General features: G+C 53.7%; 16 protein-coding genes and 1 pseudogene. 13 read left to right on the top strand and 4 right to left on the bottom strand.

From position 1 onward, the window contains the following. Nucleotides 1-60 precede the first annotated feature (60 nt). The 3 genes from rhaD to rhaM all read left to right on the top strand — a co-directional run bounded on the left by rhaD (nucleotide 61) and on the right by rhaM (nucleotide 2,474). Nucleotides 61-888 (top strand): rhamnulose-1-phosphate aldolase, encoded by an 828-nt coding sequence (gene rhaD / locus B9P82_RS19655; protein ID WP_016155197.1) that lies wholly within the window; start codon nucleotides 61-63, stop codon nucleotides 886-888. A gap of 126 nt (nucleotides 889-1,014) precedes the next feature. After that, nucleotides 1,015-2,163, top strand: a complete 1,149-nt coding sequence (gene fucO, locus B9P82_RS19660; RefSeq protein ID WP_053388915.1) for a lactaldehyde reductase — start codon at nucleotides 1,015-1,017, stop codon at nucleotides 2,161-2,163. Further along, the gene (gene rhaM / locus B9P82_RS19665) at nucleotides 2,160-2,474 is read left to right on the top strand and encodes an L-rhamnose mutarotase (RefSeq protein WP_016155195.1); all 315 of its coding nucleotides are present in this window, start codon (nucleotides 2,160-2,162) and stop codon (nucleotides 2,472-2,474) included. Before fucO ends, rhaM begins: the two co-directional genes overlap by 4 nt. A 291-nt stretch (nucleotides 2,475-2,765) precedes the next feature. Here the strand turns inward: rhaM and B9P82_RS19670 are convergent, their stop codons facing one another. Both B9P82_RS19670 and B9P82_RS19675 read right to left on the bottom strand, forming a co-directional pair. Next, a complete protein-coding gene (locus tag B9P82_RS19670) occupies nucleotides 2,766-4,163 on the bottom strand; it encodes a carbohydrate porin (protein WP_101700776.1) in 1,398 nt (465 codons plus the stop codon). Nucleotides 4,164-4,499: 336 nt separating this feature from the next. Continuing rightward, a complete protein-coding gene (locus tag B9P82_RS19675) occupies nucleotides 4,500-5,048 on the bottom strand; it encodes a helix-turn-helix domain-containing protein (RefSeq protein WP_016155192.1) in 549 nt (182 codons plus the stop codon). 101 nt (nucleotides 5,049-5,149) lie between these two features. On the opposite strand from B9P82_RS19675, the gene B9P82_RS19680 reads away from it, so the two are divergent. From B9P82_RS19680 to B9P82_RS19705, 6 genes are all read left to right on the top strand, one after another. Next, nucleotides 5,150-5,809, top strand: a complete 660-nt coding sequence (locus B9P82_RS19680) for an AzlC family ABC transporter permease (RefSeq protein ID WP_016155191.1) — start codon at nucleotides 5,150-5,152, stop codon at nucleotides 5,807-5,809. Next, nucleotides 5,809-6,132 carry an AzlD domain-containing protein gene (locus B9P82_RS19685; protein ID WP_016155190.1) on the top strand — a complete coding sequence of 108 codons (324 nt, stop codon included), beginning with the start codon at nucleotides 5,809-5,811 and terminating at the stop codon, nucleotides 6,130-6,132. Before B9P82_RS19680 ends, B9P82_RS19685 begins: the two co-directional genes overlap by 1 nt. 182 nt (nucleotides 6,133-6,314) lie before the next feature. After that, nucleotides 6,315-6,761, top strand: a complete 447-nt coding sequence (locus tag B9P82_RS19690) for a PTS fructose transporter subunit IIA (protein WP_047357774.1) — start codon at nucleotides 6,315-6,317, stop codon at nucleotides 6,759-6,761. Between the two features lie 10 nt (nucleotides 6,762-6,771). Further along, nucleotides 6,772-8,217, top strand: a complete 1,446-nt coding sequence (locus tag B9P82_RS19695; protein ID WP_094169172.1) for a PTS fructose-like transporter subunit IIBC — start codon at nucleotides 6,772-6,774, stop codon at nucleotides 8,215-8,217. Beyond that, on the top strand, nucleotides 8,207-9,277 hold the full coding sequence (locus B9P82_RS19700) for an aminopeptidase (protein ID WP_101700777.1): 1,071 nt from the start codon (nucleotides 8,207-8,209) through the stop codon (nucleotides 9,275-9,277). The genes B9P82_RS19695 and B9P82_RS19700 overlap by 11 nt, the downstream gene beginning before the upstream one ends. Then, nucleotides 9,277-11,022 carry a putative frv operon regulatory protein gene (locus B9P82_RS19705; protein ID WP_053388918.1) on the top strand — a complete coding sequence of 582 codons (1,746 nt, stop codon included), beginning with the start codon at nucleotides 9,277-9,279 and terminating at the stop codon, nucleotides 11,020-11,022. Before B9P82_RS19700 ends, B9P82_RS19705 begins: the two co-directional genes overlap by 1 nt. 56 nt (nucleotides 11,023-11,078) lie before the next feature. Here the strand turns inward: B9P82_RS19705 and B9P82_RS19710 are convergent, their stop codons facing one another. Then, a complete protein-coding gene (locus B9P82_RS19710; protein ID WP_003825262.1) occupies nucleotides 11,079-11,291 on the bottom strand; it encodes a YdgH/BhsA/McbA family protein in 213 nt (70 codons plus the stop codon). A gap of 128 nt (nucleotides 11,292-11,419) precedes the next feature. Then, the gene (gene fdhD, locus B9P82_RS19715; protein ID WP_072161021.1) at nucleotides 11,420-12,256 is read right to left on the bottom strand and encodes a formate dehydrogenase accessory sulfurtransferase FdhD; all 837 of its coding nucleotides are present in this window, start codon (nucleotides 12,254-12,256) and stop codon (nucleotides 11,420-11,422) included. 194 nt (nucleotides 12,257-12,450) lie between these two features. Here fdhD and fdnG point away from each other — a divergent pair. From fdnG to fdhE, 4 genes and pseudogenes are all read left to right on the top strand, one after another. After that, nucleotides 12,451-15,500, top strand: a pseudogene (gene fdnG, locus B9P82_RS19730) (formate dehydrogenase-N subunit alpha). A gap of 12 nt (nucleotides 15,501-15,512) precedes the next feature. Further along, nucleotides 15,513-16,415: a formate dehydrogenase O subunit beta gene (gene fdoH / locus B9P82_RS19735; RefSeq protein WP_003028691.1), complete on the top strand. Its 903-nt coding sequence runs from the start codon at nucleotides 15,513-15,515 to the stop codon at nucleotides 16,413-16,415. Further along, the gene (gene fdoI, locus B9P82_RS19740) at nucleotides 16,412-17,047 is read left to right on the top strand and encodes a formate dehydrogenase cytochrome b556 subunit (RefSeq protein WP_003028686.1); all 636 of its coding nucleotides are present in this window, start codon (nucleotides 16,412-16,414) and stop codon (nucleotides 17,045-17,047) included. Before fdoH ends, fdoI begins: the two co-directional genes overlap by 4 nt. Then, the gene (fdhE, locus tag B9P82_RS19745) at nucleotides 17,044-17,973 is read left to right on the top strand and encodes a formate dehydrogenase accessory protein FdhE (RefSeq protein ID WP_003028685.1); all 930 of its coding nucleotides are present in this window, start codon (nucleotides 17,044-17,046) and stop codon (nucleotides 17,971-17,973) included. The genes fdoI and fdhE overlap by 4 nt, the downstream gene beginning before the upstream one ends. Nucleotides 17,974-17,989: the final 16 nt, after the last annotated feature.

A 17,989-nucleotide genomic window follows, 5' to 3' on the forward strand; every position in this document is an offset into this window, starting at 1 on the left:
TCACTTATCCGGCCTACGTAAGACCCGATAATAATCGGGCAATCAACAGGATCACCGAATATGCAAAACATGACTAATTCCTGGTTCGTCCAGGGGATGATCAAAGCCACTTCCGACGCGTGGCTGAAAGGCTGGGACGAACGTAACGGCGGCAACCTGACGCTGCGTCTGGATGAGGCTGACATTGCGCCATTTAGCGCCGATTTCCACGAAAAACCGCGCTATATCGCGCTAAGTCAGCCAATGCCTTTGCTGGCGAACACGCCGTTTATCGTCACCGGTTCCGGTAAATTTTTCCGTAACGTTCAGCTCGATCCCGCGGCAAATTTGGGCGTGGTGAAAGTAGACAGCGACGGCGCGGGCTACCACATCCTTTGGGGCCTGACCCACGAAGCGGTGCCAACCTCTGAGTTGCCGGCTCACTTCCTCTCCCATTGCGAGCGTATTAAAGCGACGAACGGCAAAGACCGCGTGATCATGCACTGCCATGCTACCAACCTGATCGCCCTGACCTACGTGCTGGAAAACAATACCCCGCTGATTACCCGCAAACTGTGGGAAGGCAGCACCGAGTGTCTGGTGGTGTTCCCGGATGGCGTCGGCATTCTGCCGTGGATGGTGCCGGGTACGGATGAAATCGGCCAGGCAACCGCCGAGGAAATGCAGAAACACTCGCTGGTACTGTGGCCGTTCCACGGCGTGTTCGGCAGCGGTCCCTCCCTCGACGAAGCATTTGGCTTGATAGATACCGCAGAAAAATCCGCCGAAGTTTTAGTCAAAATCTATTCGATGGGCGGTATGAAGCAGACCATCACGCGTGAAGAGCTGGTAGCACTGGCTAAACGCTTTGGCGTGACTCCGCTGGCAAGTGCCGTAGAGCTGTACTGATACCTGCCAACTCAACGCCGGATGCGGCTTCGCTTTATCCGGCCTACATGACGATGCACGTTTCACCGTCGGCCCGATAAGCGTAATGCCATCGGGCACCAGGGATTTTTTTTAAGGAGAATAGTGATGAGCTTTATGTTGGCACTGCCAAAAATTAGCCTGCATGGCGCCGGCGCGATTGCCGATATGGTGAATCTCGTGGCGAATAAACAATGGGGCAAAGCGCTGATCGTCACCGATGGTCAACTGGTGAAGCTGGGCCTGCTGGATAGCCTCTTTGTCGCACTGGATGAACATCAAATGTCTTACCACCTGTTTGATGAGGTGTTCCCGAATCCGACAGAAGAGCTGGTACAGAAAGGTTTTACGGCATATCAGGGGGCAGAATGTGACTATATTATCGCCTTCGGCGGCGGCAGCCCGATCGATACCGCCAAAGCGGTGAAGATCCTGACCGCCAACCCTGGCCCTTCTACCGCTTACTCCGGCGTGGGCAAAGTGAAAAATGCGGGCGTGCCGCTGGTTGCCATCAATACCACTGCTGGTACAGCAGCAGAGATGACCAGCAACGCGGTCATTATCGACTCTGCCCGCAAGGTCAAAGAGGTGATCATCGACCCGAACATCATCCCGGATATCGCCGTGGATGACGCCAGCGTGATGCTGGAAATCCCAGCCTCCGTTACCGCCGCAACCGGCATGGACGCCCTGACTCACGCGGTGGAAGCCTATGTTTCCGTTGGCGCGCATCCGCTCACCGACGCCAACGCCCTGGAAGCAATTCGCCTGATCAACCTGTGGCTACCGAAAGCGGTCGACGATGGTCATAACCTCGAAGCCCGCGAACAAATGGCGTTTGGTCAGTATCTGGCGGGTATGGCATTCAACAGTGCTGGTCTGGGTCTGGTGCATGCGCTGGCACACCAGCCAGGCGCGACCCACAACCTGCCGCACGGCGTCTGCAATGCTATCCTGCTGCCGATCATCGAAAACTTTAACCGCCCTAACGCCGTGGCGCGTTTTGCCCGAGTGGCGCAGGCGATGGGAGTGGACACCCGCGGGATGAGCGACGAAGCGGCAAGCATGGAGGCCATCACCGCGATTCGTGCCCTGAGCAAGCGTGTAGGTATTCCGGCTGGTTTTAGTTCCCTTGGCGTGACGAAAGAGGATATTGAAGGCTGGCTGGATAAAGCGTTGGCCGATCCATGCGCGCCGTGTAACCCACGCACCGCCAGCCGCGACGAAGTCCGCGAGCTGTATCTGGAGGCGTTATGATCCGCAAGGCTTTTGTGATGCAGGTGAATGCCGACGCGCACGTTGAGTATCAACGTCGGCACAATCCCATCTGGCCAGAACTGGAAGCGGTGCTGAAAGAGCACGGTGCCCATCACTACGCGATTTATCTCGATCAGGAACGCAACCTGCTGTTCGCCACCGTCGAGATTGAGTCAGAAGAGCGCTGGAACGCCGTTGCCAGCACCGATGTTTGCCAGCGTTGGTGGAAGCATATGCGTGATGTCATGCCGGCAAACCCGGACAACAGTCCAGTCAGCGCTGAGCTAAAAGAAGTGTTTTATCTGCCTTAACCGCTCTGTTTCCTCCCCTGACGGGGGAGGAAACTTTTTTCTCCCGTTAGCAGCATTGCGTTCGTTTTGTCATCCACGCCATTTCCCCACGACCCGGCACCTGCTCAGGCTTGCCAATGCTGAAAGTCTCCGGCGTCACCAAACTGGAAGATGGGACGGCATTTAACTACTCGTGTAGCTACAACCGCGCCGACAAGTTCAAAATCAAAAATAACTGGGTGGGGAAATAAAAACCTGATGACCAGGCTCTAAGAAAAAAGCGCCTGAATCCAGGCGCCTGAGAACGGAAAATCAGAAGAAGTATTTGAAACGGAGACGCGCGCCGTAACGGTCGTCGTCGTCGGTATAATTCTCCGGATTGCTGTTATCGCTGTTAATCATCGAATAATAAGCGCCGAGATAAATATTAAAGTTCTGCATATCCATCACGTTCGGAATTAAATAAGACGCATGAATGGTATGAATATCGTAAGTGCCCTCATTGTAGAACCAGTCATTATCATCGTGATCGATCAGACCGTTAAATTCGTCGATCTTGTTATGAGCATAGATATAGCCCAGTTCAAAGCGCTTCCACAGAACGTTGGCCGCCGCCGTAAAGTCTTTTTCGTTATCCGCATCGAGATAAGCGGTATTCAGGTTAAACACCAGGCCATTTTCCGGATCGGCTTTCAGACCGTTCCAGGTCATCGTCATACCGTAACCGTTACGATCGGACTGATCGACAAAGTTGCCCTGAGCATCGGTATATCCATAGGCGTTATTGATAACGTTCGATTCCATGGCCGCAGAAATCGTCAGCGCATCCACCGGTGTCCAGGCGACGACCGGGCGCAGATAAGCCACGTTTTTCTCCTGCGACATTTCACGACCATGATAGCGGCTATCCTGATAAAGCGAGGTACCATCTTCCAGCAGGGTATTTAACTCGAAATACCAGTTATCGAGCTGTTTGCTCATCAGGAAGCTGCCGCCGGAATCTGAACGGCCACGACCTTCTTTCATCATGTAGATATAGCCGCTACCGTCATCATACAAATCGTTGGCGGTATGCCCTGAATGCTCAACAAAGGTATCCTGATTCAGCGGGAACATATCGTAAGCTTCGAAACGACCGACTTTTACTTTCCAGTCATTTTCCTGACCGAAGAAGAAAGCGGCGTCATCAAGATTGACCGAACCCGTCATGTCAGCCAGCGGTTGCGCTGAAAAACCGGCGAAATAGCCGTTATCCAGCTTACGCATACCGTCAAAGCCCAGCAGGATACGTCCGTTCAGATCCCAGCGTTCATTGGTTGGGTCGCCCACATTCGAATTGGTTGCCGCCAGCACGCCTTTGTTGCTTTCCGCATCCATGTTGAATTCCACGTCGCCGTAGATTTTCAGATCGCCATAGCCGGAGAGCACCAGATTAGGGGTAGTGGCGTTCTTTTTGGTCTCTTGTGCGGGCGTAGTGCCGTTGACTGGCGTATTTCCCTGAGCAACTTTAATTTCCTGGATCTCCGCAGCCTGCTGTACCTGCAATTGCTGCACCTGATTTTCCGCTTTTGCCGCGCGGTTTTCCGCAGCTTCCAGCCGAGCCTCCAGTTGTTCGAGCCGCTGTTCCAGAGTCATTTTTTGCGTTTTAGCAAAGCCATTATTTGCCACTAATAATAGACCTATTGCTAAAGCTAATGTCGATTTCTTCATTATTTGCTTTCCTTGAAATAAAGATCGTCCAACGTCTTCCGACCGGAAGACGCGCAACATGCAAATCCAAAAAATATTTTTATAGGTAATACGATACCGATGACTGAAATAAATTCAGAACATTAAAACGTGGCACCAGTGCAGGCTAATATTTATTATCATACTGATTTTATTATGTGTAACGTAGATATAATTAAGAATGTGAGGGATATAACAATAGTGCTGAAATTAACGAAAAATAATAAAAACAATTTTATATGAATAACAATAAAATATAATTAAAAATAATAAAGGCGCGAACGACAATCGCCGCGCCTTTATTTAATAAGCGTTCAATTAACTCTGCTCAGAAACCAGAATCGCCTGAGTGTCAGGCTCCAGTGCTTTAAAGATATGCGCTTGATCGGCAGGGTAACAAATATAATCGCCCTCACCTAACTCCTCCGGCGCTTCCGTCAATCCCACCATCGCCTTACCCTGCGTTACGATAATATGTTCAACCGATCCCGGTGGATGCGGTTGTGAAATACGATCCGCGCCCGGCTGCGTCAGCAGCAGATAGATATCCCGCCGCGCGCCTGGTGGGCAGGCGGCCAGTAAAATGGCCTGATAGTGGGCCTGCTCAGCCACGACTTTTGTCCCTTCGCCGCGGCGAATCACCTGCGTTTTTTGCTCCTGCGGTTCCAGCAAGCGCGCAAAGGGAATATCTAACGCCACACACAGCGACCAGAGCGTTTCCAGGCTAGGATTCCCATTGCCCGCTTCCAATTGCGAGAGTGTCGATTTTGCAATCCCCGCGCGACGGGCAATCTCCGCCAGCGACAAACCAGTGCGCTGACGTTCACGCACCAGACTTTTCGCGATCATACTGATGGGCTGGGTCATTCACGACTCCATGTTTTTTATATCGAACGAATTGTTCGACTTGTAAAGCCAATTGGTCGCGTTCATTATAATGGAAACTCGTTCGATATGGCTAAAACGGTATGAAACATTATTTTTCCAGTCTCAAAGGCGACACGATAAAAGCAATATTTTTAGTCTGTCTGGCCGTCGGTGTAGTCGGCATGTCATACGGCTCGCTGGCGATGGCCTACGGCTTCCCGCTGTGGGTACCGTTTGTACTCTCTATTACTGTGCTGGCGGGCGCGTCCGAGTTTATGTTTATCGGCATTATCGCCAGCGGTGGTAATCCACTGGCGGCTGCGGCTGCGGGTTTACTGGTTAACGCCCGTCACGTGCCGTTCGGCGTCACCGTGCGCGATCTGGTAGGCACCCGAGCTGCCAGTTTCCTCGGCTGTCATATTATGAACGACGAAAGCGTAGTCTTTGGCCTGTCGCAAAAAACGCCTGAGCAACGTAAAGCCGCCTACTGGCTGTGCGGTCTGGGCGTCGCAATTTTCTGGCCTGTTGGCACCCTGATCGGCGCAGGCGTCGGCAAACTGCTCCCTGCCCCGGAAACCATCGGTCTGGATGCCGTCTTCCCTGCCATTCTGCTGGCTCTGGTCGTCCCGGCATTCAAAAACCGCACTACGCTGATTCGTGCCTGTAGCGGCGCCACGTTGTCGCTTGCCGCCATTCCCTTTGCGCCGGTCGGTTTACCGGTTTTGCTCTCACTCTTTGGCTTACTGACGAGGAAAAAATAATGGGCAACATGACGCTGTTTATCGTCGGTATCGCCATGTTATCTCTGGGAACGTATTTAATGCGTTTAGGGGGAGCCAAGCTTGGAAGCCGTTTAGCGTTCTCAGAACGCTCGCAGGCGCTGCTTTCCGACGCCGCAACGGTATTACTGTTCTCCGTTGCGCTGGCGACCACCTTTTACGAGGGCGAACACTTTGCCGGAATGGCGCGCGTACTCGGCGTGGCTTTTGCGGTATTTCTCGCCTGGCGTAAGATGCCGCTGATCGTGGTGATCGTTGCCGCTGCGGTGGTAACCGCGCTGTTACGAATGGTGGGTATACACTAAGAATATAATTACCCTGGCGAAATATTCATCAGGGTAATCACCTGTAGCGTTATGTGTTTTACCCCACAAAACCAGGCGCTAACTCTGCCTCAAATTGTCACTTCCCGCTGACATATTGCTGCTCATCTCTTCACCATCTCACCGTTAAAATCAAATCAAACAGTTTTTAACGGAGTCCCATCATGACAGCCCTTACAGCTAACTGCATTGACCTGAATATTCAGGGGAATAGCGTTTATGCCATCCTCAAGCAACTGGCGAATATGGCGCTTCAAAATGGCTACGTCTCTGACCGCAGCGCCTTCCTGCAAACGCTGCTGATACGCGAAAAGCTGCATTCCACCGGCTTTGGTTCGGGCATTGCCGTCCCACACGGTAAAAGCGTCTGTATCACACGCCCCTTCGTCTTGTTCGCGCGCAAATCAGAAAAAGTGGACTGGAAAGCCAGCGACGGCGAGGACGTTAACTGCTGGATCTGCCTCGGCGTGCCACAAACGGGCGAGGACGATCAGGTCAAAATTATCGGCACCCTGTGCCGCAAAATTATCCATCAAGATTTCATCAACCAACTGAAGCAAGGCGACACCAACCAGGTGCTCGCCCTGCTCAATCAGACCTTAACCTCATAAGGAAGCGGCTATGGAGTCATCCTTGCGTTTAGTGGCGATTACCAACTGTCCGGCGGGTATCGCCCACACTTATATGGTGGCAGAAGCGCTGGAGCAAAAAGCGCGCTCGCTCGGCCATACGATTAAAGTCGAAACCCAGGGCTCAAGCGGCGTCGAAAACCGACTGACCAGTGAAGAAATTGCCGCTGCCGATTACGTTATTCTGGCTACAGGTCGCGGCCTGAGCGGTGAAGACCGGGCGCGTTTCGCCGGGAAAAAAGTCTATGAAATAGCCATTTCCCAGGCGCTGAAAAATATCGACCTGATTTTTACGCAGTTACCGACTCACTCACAACTTTTTGCCACTGATAGCAGCGTGAAGCTGGGAAAACAGGAGGTCCAGCACGGTAGCGTGATGAGCCACCTGATGGCTGGCGTTTCCGCCGCGCTGCCGTTTGTTATTGGCGGCGGTATTCTGGTCGCCATCGCTAATATGCTGGTGCAGTTCGGTTTGCCCTATGCCGATATGTCGAAAGGTGCGCCGTCGTTCACCTGGGTTGTTGAATCCATCGGCTATCTGGGTTTCACCTTTATGATCCCCATTATGGGGGCATACATCGCGTGGTCGATTGCCGATAAGCCCGCTTTTGCCCCGGCGTTTCTGGTGTGTTACCTGGCGAACGATAAAGGCCTACTCGGCACCCAGTCCGGCGCGGGGTTTCTCGGCGCGGTCGTACTCGGGCTGGCAATTGGCTACTTTGTGCTTTGGTTTCGCAAGGTTCGGCTCGGCAAAGCGTTGCAGCCGCTGCTCGGCTCCATGCTGATCCCGTTTGTCACTTTGCTGGTGTTTGGCGTACTGACTTATTACGTCATCGGCCCGGTGATGTCCGACATCATGGGGGGGCTGCTGCACTTCCTGAACACCATTCCACCATCAATGAAAATGGGCGCAGCCTTCCTCGTTGGCGCAATGCTGGCATTTGATATGGGCGGGCCAATCAATAAAACGGCCTGGTTCTTCTGCTTCTCACTGCTGGAAAAACATATCTATGACTGGTACGCCATCGTCGGCGTGGTGGCGCTGATGCCGCCCGTCGCGGCAGGTATCGCTACCTATTTAGCGCCGAAACTGTTTACCCAGCAGGAGAAGGCCGCCGCCAGCAGTGCGATTGTGGTGGGTGCCACCGTCGCCACCGAACCGGCAATCCCCTATGCGCTGGCCGCGCCGCTGCCGATGATTACCGCCAATACACTCTCCGGTGGTATTACCGGCATGCTGGTCATCGCCTTTGGAATCAAACGTCTCGCGCCGGGTTTAGGTATCTTTGATCCGCTGATTGGCCTGATGTCTCCGGTGGGGGCATTTTACCTGGTGCTGGCTATCGGTCTGGCGCTGAACATTTCGTTAATTATCATCCTGAAAGGATTGTGGCTGAAACGTAAAGCCGCACAGCAGGAGCTTGCCCATGAACATTGAGTTACTTCAGCAGTTATGCGAAGCCAGCGCCGTCAGCGGTGATGAGCAGGAAGTTCGCACTCTTCTCATTAATGCGCTGGATTCCAGCGTCGATGAAATCACTTTTGACGGCCTCGGCAGCTTTGTCGCACGCAAGGGCAACCGTGGGCCGAAGGTTGCCATCGTCAGTCACATGGATGAAGTGGGCTTTATGGTCACGCATATCGACGAAAGCGGCTTTTTGCGCTTCACCACCATTGGCGGTTGGTGGAGCCAGTCGATGCTGAACCACCGGGTCGCCATCCGCACCCGCAAGGGCGTCAAAATCCCTGGCATAATCGGCTCCGTGGCACCGCACGCCTTAACGGAAAAGCAGAAACAGCAACCTCTGACATTTGACGAAATGTTCATCGATATTGGTGCCAACAGCCGCGAAGAAGTAGAAAACCGCGGAATTGCGATCGGTGACTTCGTTAGCCCGGAAGCCAATTTCGCTCGCTGGGGCGAAGATAAGATCGTCGGCAAAGCGCTGGATAATCGCGTCGGCTGCGCCCTGATGGCCGAGCTTTTACAAACCGTGGATAACCCTGAAATTACCCTGTACGGCGTGGGCAGCGTGGAAGAAGAAGTGGGTCTACGCGGGGCGCAAACCTCAGCGGAGCATATCAAGCCCGATGTGGTGATCGTGCTGGATACTGCGGTTGCGGGCGATGTGCCCGGAATCGACAGCATTAAATACCCACTCAAGCTTGGCGAGGGCCCAGGGCTGATGCTGTTCGATAAGCGCTATTTCCCTAATCAGCAGTTGGTTGCCACATTAAAAGCGTGTGCAGAAAACAGCGGTGCGTCATTGCAGTTTTGCACCATGAAAACCGGGGCGACGGACGGTGGACGCTATAACGTTATGGGCGGCGGTCGTCCGGTGGCGGCGCTATGCCTGCCGACGCGCTATCTCCACGCCAACAGCGGCATGATTTCTGCATCGGATTACGACGCGCTGTTTAGGCTGGTGCGGGAACTGCTCACCTCGCTGTCGACCGAAAAGGTCCGCGCGCTTACTGACTTTCGCCGGGAGAGTTAATGCTTTCGGAACGCCAGTTAAAATTGGTGGATCTTCTTGAACAGCAGCCGTGTTTGCTGGGCGACCTGGCGCGGCAAACTGGCGTTTCAGGCAGAACCATCCTGCGCGATATTGACTACCTCAATTTTACCCTCAGCGGTAAGGCCCGCATTCAGCCCGGCGGCAGTGCGGGCTATCAGTTGGAAATTGTCGACAGACGCGGTTATTTTCAGCTTCTGCAACGCCATGATAATGATGACCGGTTGCTGGCCTTTCTTCTGCTCAATACCTTTACACCGCGTGTACAGCTGGCTTCGGCGCTCAATTTACCTGAAACCTGGGTGGCCGATCGTCTCCCACGGTTGAAGCAGCGCTATGAGCGCGCCTTTTGTCTTGCCAGCCGCCCGGGCGTCGGTCATTTCATTGATGAACCGGAAGAAAAGCGCATTATCCTGTTGGCGAATCTGCTTAAAAAAGATCCCCTCTTAATTCCACTGCCGGGTATTACCCGAGACAACATCGACAGGCTCAATGCAGCATGTGAAAAACTTAATGAATTCCCGCTCATCTCGGGAGAGTACCTGGCAAGTCTGGTGCTGGCCGTCTATGCCCTGCGTAACCAGCTCTCCGGATCATGGCCGGAGTGTCGGTATGTTTCACTGAAAAATGCGGTGGAACAAGGAAGAGTCTACCTGGGCGAGAACGCCTTCAGAACACTGATCGGCCTTCTGGAAATCAGACAACAGCAGGCAATGACAATTTCTGCCGATGCGGTGACCTTGTTGTTAAAAAGCGTTCCCGGCATCGTTGCGTTGAACGTTATCGATACCCAACTGGTTGATAATATTACCGGCCACCTGCTGAGATGCGTCTCTGCCCCGGTTTGGGTACCAGAACATCGCCAGAGCAGTATGCACAACCTGAAGTCGACCTGGCCTGCCGCCTTCGATTTGAGTCTGCGTTTTATTGCCCTGTTGCGTGAAAAACTGGATATCCCACTGTTCGATAGCGACCTCATAGGGCTTTACTTCGCCTGCGCCCTGGAGCGCCATCAAAACGAGCGCCAGCCGGTCATTTTGTTATCCGACCAGAATGCTATCGCCACCATCAACCAACAGGCCATTGAGCGAGATGTTCTGAATTGTCGGGTGATCATTGCGCGAAATACGAGTGAAGTCAGCGCCATCAGTGAAGAAATCACCCCACTGTTAATCATCAACAATAGTCACTATTTACTTGATGAATCTATAAAAAATACCTTAACTATCAAGAACATCATCACCGCTGCAGGTACCGAGCAGATTAAACACTTCCTCGCAACGGCCTTTATCCGCCAGCAGCCCGAACGTTTCTTTTTACAGCCGGGCAGCTTCCATTACGCCAATATGAAGGCCGAAAGCTGGCAGAGTATCATCGGCCGGATCTGCGGCCAGCTTGTGGCACAGAGCCATATCACCGAGGACGAAGCGCTGCGCATTTGCGCCCGGGAGCATGAAGGTGAAAACCTGATCGTGAATCGCCTGGCGATTCCTCATTGCTGGAGCGAACAGGAGCGCCGCTTTCGTGGTTTCTTTATTACCCTCGCACACCCTATTCTGGTGAATAACGAACCGGTCAGCCATGTCCTGATCGCCTGTGCCGCCGCCGAGGCGCGGCATGAGCTAAAAATCTTCAGTTATTTATCCAGCGTGCTGAGCAGCCATCCGGCAGAAACTATTGCGGGATTGAAAGACTATAACGCGTTTATCGGATTGCTCAGGCAGTGAATACCGGAAATGAAAAAAGCGCCTCAAGGGCGCTCTTTCGACAGTACTGAGGTATTTTATTTCAGCAGTTCAGCGGTCATGTGCACGCGGTTGCCGGTGTATGCCTGAGTGATTTTATAATCGCTGGCACCTGCACGTTCAGCCTGAGCGGCAATTTTTGCTTCAGCGCTTTCCAGTGTAGAACCGGTTGCGGTAACTGTCTGAGCAGCGAAAGAACCGAAAGAAGTAGCCAGAGCGATAACTGCGACAAAAGTTTTGATGCTTTTCATGATATAAACCCTTTAACTTAGTTGTTTGATTAAGGCACCGTGCCTTGATGTGATAAATAATAGCCATCTCATCGCACAACTAAAAGCGGAAGGATTTGCCAGTCTTATTCAAATTAATTGAATACTGGTTACTCAGTTATCAGACGCTCGGGATGTGTATAAATCGTCGCCCGGCCCGGTTTGCAAAAACCCACCAGCGTCAGGTTACAGCGTTCGGCAACTTCCACAGCGAGCGTTGTCGCCGCAGAAACAGCAAACAGGATTTCCACGCCGCACATTGCCGACTTCTGCACCATCTCGTAGCTGGCGCGGCTGGAGACTAATACCGCGCCCTGCTGCCAGGTTTCCCCTTCGATCGCACGTCGTCCCAGCAGTTTATCCAGCGCAACATGACGTCCAACATCTTCATGCCCACCCGCCAGATGACCTGACGGCTGTATCCAGGCAGCCGCGTGCGTGCAGCCTGTCAGTTGCCCAACAGGCTGGAAATCAGGGAGATGCCTTAAGGCGTTATCGAGATGCGCCAGATTGAATGTCTGGGTAAACGGCAGCGGCTGGACCGGTTTGCCAATATCATTAAGTTGCTCCACGCCACAAACACCGCAGCCAGTCCGACCGGCCAGCGCGCGACGACGCTCTTTCAGCCCCATAAAGCGCCGGCTGGACAGCTCAACCTGCACTTCTAATCCGTTGCAGGAAGGCACCACGTCCATCCCGTAAATATCTTGCGAGGACTCAATAATGCCTTCAGAAAGTGAAAAACCCATCGCGAAGTGCTCAAGATCTTTCGGTGATGCCATCATCACCACGTGTGAAATCCCGTTGTATACCAGCGCCACAGGCACTTCTTCAGCTACCTCATCTGGCTGAGGATGTTGCAAGTCCTCGCGCTTCCAGAGGGTCAACTGACGAGATCCTGTCGGAGATGTCACATTCTTGATGTTTTCTTGAATAATCTTATTCACTTTCTTTTAACCGTATTGGAACACGCATACCAACATTGTGGTATTCTTTACAAACCCCTCTTGGACGGAGGGAAATTCACCCAATTCTGGACCTTTGCGGTCCCGTCCGCAAAGAAAAATAACAACCACTTCCCTCGCGTTCGCGTTATAGGAAAACGAAGGGAACGTGACAATGTCGAAACAAGGAGCGAACCATGCAGGTCAGCAGAAGGCAGTTCTTTAAGATCTGCGCTGGCGGTATGGCAGGCACCACGGCAGCGGCACTGGGCTTTGCACCCGGCGTAGCGCTAGCGGAAACACGGCAATATAAATTGCTGCGCACCCGCGAAACCCGTAACACCTGCACTTACTGTTCCGTTGGCTGTGGACTGTTAATGTACAGTCTCGGTGACGGAGCAAAAAACGCCAAAGCATCCATCTTCCATATCGAAGGGGACCCGGATCACCCGGTTAACCGTGGCGCACTGTGCCCGAAAGGGGCAGGACTTGTGGACTTCATCCACTCTGAAAGCCGCCTGAAATTCCCGGAATACCGCGCACCTGGCTCTGATAAGTGGCAACAGATTAGCTGGGATGAGGCATTTGACCGCATCGCTAAGCTGATGAAAGAAGACCGCGACGCTAACTACGTTGCACAAAACGCCGAAGGCGTAACCGTTAACCGCTGGCTTTCCACCGGGATGCTGTGTGCTTCCGCTTCCAGTAACGAAACCGGCTATTTAACACAAAAATTCTCCCGCGCGCTTGGTATGCTCGCGGTCGACAACCAGGCACGCGTCTGACACGGACCAACGGTAGCAAGTCTTGCTCCAACATTTGGTCGCGGTGCGATGACCAACCACTGGGTCGACATTAAAAACGCCAACCTCGTTGTGGTGATGGGCGGTAACGCCGCTGAAGCTCACCCGGTCGGGTTCCGCTGGGCGATGGAAGCCAAAATTCACAACGGCGCGAAGCTGATTGTTATCGATCCGCGCTTTACGCGAACCGCGGCAGTGGCTGATTTCTATGCTCCGATTCGTTCCGGTACTGACATTGCTTTCCTGTCAGGCGTTTTGCTGTACCTGCTGAACAACGAAAAATTCAACCGCGAATACACTGAAGCCTATACCAACGCAAGCCTGATCGTGCGTGAGGATTACGGTTTCGAAGATGGCCTGTTTACCGGCTACGACGCGGACAAACGCAAGTATGACAAAACCAGTTGGAACTACGAACTGGATGAAAAAGGCTTCGCCAAACGCGATGTCACCCTGCAACACCCGCGCTGCGTATGGAACCTGCTGAAACAGCACGTCTCCCGCTACACGCCGGACGTCGTAGAAAATATCTGCGGTACGCCAAAGGCCGACTTCCTGAAGGTCTGTGAGTACATCGCAGAAACAAGCCGCCCAGATAAAACCGCGTCGTTCCTGTACGCACTGGGCTGGACGCAACACTCCGTTGGTGCGCAGAACATCCGTACCATGGCGATGATCCAGTTGCTGCTTGGCAATATGGGGATGGCTGGCGGCGGCGTTAACGCCTTGCGCGGACACTCAAACATTCAGGGTCTGACCGACTTAGGTCTGCTGTCACAAAGCCTGCCGGGCTATATGACGCTGCCAAGCGAGAAGCAAACTGACCTGCAAACTTACCTTGCCGCCAACACGCCAAAACCGTTGCTGGAAGGCCAGGTGAACTACTGGGGCAACTACCCGAAATTCTTCGTTTCGATGATGAAAGCCTTCTTTGGCGATAAAGCGACAGCGGAAAACAGCTGGGGCTTCGACTGGCTGCCGAAGTGGGATAAAGGGTACGACGTCCTGCAGTACTTCGAGATGATGAACCAGGGCAAAGTGAATGGCTATATCTGCCAGGGCTTTAACCCGGTCGCATCATTCCCGAATAAAAACAAGGTTGTGGCTTCACTGTCCAAACTGAAGTTCCTGGTCACCATCGACCCGCTCAACACAGAACCTCCACCTTCTGGCAGAACCACGGTGAGTCGAACGATGTTGACCCGTCGAAAATCCAGACCGAAGTCTTCCGTCTGCCGTCCACCTGCTTCGCCGAAGAGAACGGTTCTATCGTCAACTCCGGTCGCTGGCTGCAGTGGCACTGGAAAGGTGCGGATGCCCCGGGGATTGCCGTTACCGATGGTGAAATCCTCGCCGGTATCTTCCTGCGTCTGCGCAAGATGTATGCCGAGCAGGGTGGCGCGAACCCGGAACAGGTACTGAGCATGACCTGGAACTACTCCACCCCACACGAACCGGCTTCGGAAGAAGTGGCGATGGAGAGCAACGGAAAAGCCCTGGCCGACATTATCGACCCGGCCACCGGTGCCGTTATCGTCAAGAAAGGCCAACAGCTTAGCTCGTTCGCCCAACTGCGTGACGACGGTACCACCTCCAGCGGCTGCTGGATTTTTGCCGGTAGCTGGACGCCGGAAGGCAACCAAATGGCACGTCGCGATAACGCCGATCCGTCAGGCCTTGGCAATACGCTGGGCTGGGCATGGGCGTGGCCGCTCAACCGCCGCATTCTGTATAACCGCGCCTCCGCTGACCCGCAGGGGAATCCGTGGGATCCAAAACGTCAGATCCTGAAATGGGACGGGGCGAAATGGAGCGGGATGGATATTCCAGACTACAGTGCCGCCGCGCCGGGCAGCAACGTTGGGCCGTTCATCATGCAGCCGGAAGGGATGGGACGCCTGTTTGCTATCGATAAGATGGCAGAAGGTCCGTTCCCGGAACACTACGAGCCGTTTGAAACGCCGCTGGGGACTAACCCGCTGCACCCGAACGTTATCTCTAACCCTGCCGCACGTATCTTTAAAGGTGACGCGGAAGCACTGGGTAAAGCGGATAAGTTCCCGTACGTCGGTACGACCTACCGTCTGACCGAGCACTTCCACTACTGGACTAAGCATGCGCTGCTTAACGCTATCGCCCAGCCGGAGCAGTTTGTGGAAATTGGCGAGAAGCTGGCGAATAAGCTCGGTATCTCTCATGGCGATACCGTCAAAGTCTCCTCTAACCGTGGCTACATTAAAGCCAAAGCGGTGGTGACCAAACGTATTCGCACGTTGAAGGCCAACGGTCAGGATATCGACACTATCGGTATTCCGATTCACTGGGGCTACGAAGGTGTGGCGAAAAAAGGCTTTATCGCTAACACGTTAACGCCATTCGTCGGTGATGCGAACACGCAGACGCCGGAATTTAAGTCCTTCCTCGTGAACGTGGAAAAGGTGTAACGGAGACGACCTATGGCTTATCAATCGCAAGACATCATTCGTCGTTCCGCCACTAACGGTTTCACCCCCGCGCCTCAGGCGCGGGACCATCAGGAAGAGGTGGCGAAGCTTATCGACGTCACCACCTGTATCGGCTGTAAAGCGTGTCAGGTGGCGTGTTCAGAATGGAACGACATCCGTGATGAAGTGGGCAACAACGTTGGGGTGTACGACAACCCGGCTGATTTGACCGCTAAATCCTGGACGGTAATGCGCTTCTCGGAAGTGGAACAAAACGACAAACTGGAGTGGCTAATCCGCAAGGATGGCTGTATGCACTGCGCCGATCCGGGCTGCCTGAAGGCGTGTCCGGCCGAAGGAGCAATCATTCAGTATGCCAACGGTATCGTCGACTTCCAGTCCGAGCAGTGCATCGGCTGTGGCTACTGTATCGCGGGCTGCCCGTTCGACGTGCCGCGCCTCAACCCGGAAGACAACCGCGTTTACAAATGTACGCTGTGCGTTGACCGTGTAGTGGTCGGACAAGAACCAGCCTGCGTGAAAACGTGTCCAACCGGCGCTATTCATTTCGGCACTAAAGAGTCGATGAAAACGCTGGCCGGTGAGCGCGTGGCGGAGCTGAAAACGCGTGGTTACGAAAACGCAGGTCTGTACGATCCGGCAGGCGTTGGCGGTACGCACGTGATGTACGTATTGCACCATGCGGACAAGCCGAATCTGTACCACGGTCTGCCGGAGAACCCGGAAATCAGCGCCACCGTGAAGTTCTGGAAAGGCATCTGGAAACCTCTCGCAGCCGTCGGCTTTGCAGCGACATTTGCGGCCAGTATCTTCCACTACGTCGGCGTAGGCCCGAACCGTGCGGAAGAGGAAGAAGACAATCTGCATGAAGAAAAAGACGAGGTGCGCAAATGAAACGACGTGACACCATCGTGCGCTACACAGCGCCGGAACGCATCAACCACTGGATCACCGCCTTCTGTTTCATTCTGGCGGCAGTGAGCGGGATGGGTTTTCTCTTCCCGTCTTTTAACTGGCTGATGCACATCATGGGCACGCCGCAACTGGCGCGAATTGTGCACCCGTTTGTCGGCGTGATCATGTTTGCCTCGTTTATCATCATGTTTTTCCGTTACTGGCACCACAATCTAATCAATCGGGATGATATCTTTTGGGCGAAGAATATTCGTAAGATTGTCGTCAACGAGGAAGTAGGTGACACGGGACGTTATAACTTCGGCCAGAAATGCGTATTCTGGGCGGCGATTATCTTCCTGGTCCTGTTGCTGGTGAGCGGAGTGGTCATCTGGCGTCCGTATTTTGCGCCTGCTTTCTCAATCCCGGTGATCCGATTCGCGTTAATGCTGCATTCATTTGCCGCAGTAGCGTTAATTGTGGTTATCATGGTGCACATTTACGCCGCCCTTTGGGTGAAAGGCACCATTACCGCGATGGTGGAAGGATGGGTTACCAGCTCATGGGCGAAGAAACATCACCCGCGCTGGTACCGTGAAGTCCGCCAGAAACAGGAAAAGTCATCTGAATGAGTATTCGCATAATCCCGCAAGATGAGCTGGAGAAGAGCGAGAAACGCACGGCGGATATGATTCCGCCGTTATTATTCCCCAGACTCAAAAATTTGTATAACCGCCGCGCTGAACGTCTGCGCGAGCTGGCCGAGAACAACCCGCTGGGTGATTACCTGCGTTTTGCCGCGCTGATCGCTCACGCGCAGGAAGTGGTGTTGTACGACCATCCGCTGCAGATGGATCTGACCGCTCGCATCAAAGAAGCGAACGATCAGGGCAAACCGCCACTGGATATCCACGTTCTGCCACGCGACAAGCACTGGCAAAAACTGCTGCAATCGCTAATTGCTGAGCTGAAGCCGGAAATGAGCGGCCCTGCGCTGGCCGTGATCGAGAATCTGGAAAAAGCCTCGGAGCAGGAGCTGGAACTGATGGCCAGCGCGCTGTTTGCCTCCGATTTCGCCTCCGTCAGCAGCGACAAAGCACCGTTCATTTGGGCTGCCCTGTCGCTCTACTGGGCGCAGATGGCGAGCCTGATCCCCGGCAAAGCCCGTGCGGAATACGGCGAACAGCGTCAGTACTGCCCGGTGTGTGGTTCAATGCCGGTCTCCAGCATGGTGCAAATCGGTACCACTCAGGGGCTGCGCTATTTGCACTGCAACCTGTGCGAAACCGAGTGGCACGTGGTGCGCGTGAAGTGCAGCAACTGTGAGCAGAGCCGTGATTTGAACTACTGGTCGCTGGATAACGAACAGGCGGCAATTAAAGCTGAAAGCTGCGGCGATTGCGGGACTTACCTGAAGATTCTCTATCAGGAAAAAGACCCGAAAGTCGAGGCCGTAGCCGACGATCTCGCTTCACTGATGCTGGACGCACACATGGAGCAAGAGGGCTTTGCCCGCAGCTCCATCAACCCGTTCCTGTTCCCGGGTGAAGGGGAGTAAGTTCTTCGCACTACCG

The organism is Citrobacter sp. L55 (assembly GCF_002850715.1).
Classification (GTDB): domain Bacteria; phylum Pseudomonadota; class Gammaproteobacteria; order Enterobacterales; family Enterobacteriaceae; genus Citrobacter; species Citrobacter braakii.

What these genes read in the sequence shown, in the direction of transcription:
- rhaD (WP_016155197.1), top strand. Translation starts at nt 61, where the DNA reads ATGCAAAACATGACTAATTCCTGGTTCGTCCAGGGGATGATCAAAGCC.
- fucO (WP_053388915.1), top strand. Translation starts at nt 1,015, where the DNA reads ATGAGCTTTATGTTGGCACTGCCAAAAATTAGCCTGCATGGCGCCGGC.
- rhaM (WP_016155195.1), top strand. Translation starts at nt 2,160, where the DNA reads ATGATCCGCAAGGCTTTTGTGATGCAGGTGAATGCCGACGCGCACGTT.
- B9P82_RS19670 (WP_101700776.1), bottom strand. Translation starts at nt 4,163, where the DNA reads ATGAAGAAATCGACATTAGCTTTAGCAATAGGTCTATTATTAGTGGCA.
- B9P82_RS19675 (WP_016155192.1), bottom strand. Translation starts at nt 5,048, where the DNA reads ATGACCCAGCCCATCAGTATGATCGCGAAAAGTCTGGTGCGTGAACGT.
- B9P82_RS19680 (WP_016155191.1), top strand. Translation starts at nt 5,150, where the DNA reads ATGAAACATTATTTTTCCAGTCTCAAAGGCGACACGATAAAAGCAATA.
- B9P82_RS19685 (WP_016155190.1), top strand. Translation starts at nt 5,809, where the DNA reads ATGGGCAACATGACGCTGTTTATCGTCGGTATCGCCATGTTATCTCTG.
- B9P82_RS19690 (WP_047357774.1), top strand. Translation starts at nt 6,315, where the DNA reads ATGACAGCCCTTACAGCTAACTGCATTGACCTGAATATTCAGGGGAAT.
- B9P82_RS19695 (WP_094169172.1), top strand. Translation starts at nt 6,772, where the DNA reads ATGGAGTCATCCTTGCGTTTAGTGGCGATTACCAACTGTCCGGCGGGT.
- B9P82_RS19700 (WP_101700777.1), top strand. Translation starts at nt 8,207, where the DNA reads ATGAACATTGAGTTACTTCAGCAGTTATGCGAAGCCAGCGCCGTCAGC.
- B9P82_RS19705 (WP_053388918.1), top strand. Translation starts at nt 9,277, where the DNA reads ATGCTTTCGGAACGCCAGTTAAAATTGGTGGATCTTCTTGAACAGCAG.
- B9P82_RS19710 (WP_003825262.1), bottom strand. Translation starts at nt 11,291, where the DNA reads ATGAAAAGCATCAAAACTTTTGTCGCAGTTATCGCTCTGGCTACTTCT.
- fdoH (WP_003028691.1), top strand. Translation starts at nt 15,513, where the DNA reads ATGGCTTATCAATCGCAAGACATCATTCGTCGTTCCGCCACTAACGGT.
- fdoI (WP_003028686.1), top strand. Translation starts at nt 16,412, where the DNA reads ATGAAACGACGTGACACCATCGTGCGCTACACAGCGCCGGAACGCATC.
- fdhE (WP_003028685.1), top strand. Translation starts at nt 17,044, where the DNA reads ATGAGTATTCGCATAATCCCGCAAGATGAGCTGGAGAAGAGCGAGAAA.